Annotated in this window: 1 protein-coding gene; it reads left to right on the top strand. The window is 34.7% G+C overall.

The window, feature by feature from the left end; translation table 11 throughout:
• On the top strand, window positions 1-274 hold a 274-nt coding region (locus NG901_RS16700), incomplete at both ends, for a sodium/proton-translocating pyrophosphatase (protein ID WP_252217064.1).

Here is a 274-nt window from a genome sequence, read left to right as displayed (position 1 = left end):
GTCTTCGTTAACAGGTCCTGCAACTAATATAATTTCTGGTATATCTGTAGGTCTTGAAAGTACGTTTGCTCCTGTATTAGCTATAGCTATAGCTATATTTTCTTCATATTGGTTAGGTAATCACAGTGGATTATCAGAACTTGGATTTAATGGAGGATTATATGGTACTGCAATTGCAACAATGGGAATGTTATCTACTTGTTCTTATATTCTAGCTATGGATACTTTTGGTCCTATAACAGATAATGCAGGTGGAATAACTGAAATGTCTGGT

Source organism: Clostridium sp. CMCC3677, assembly GCF_023845585.1.
GTDB lineage: Bacteria > Bacillota > Clostridia > Clostridiales > Clostridiaceae > Clostridium > Clostridium aquiflavi.
Note: the sequence above shows the minus strand (reverse complement) of the source record. Positions and strands in the feature narration are given on the sequence as shown.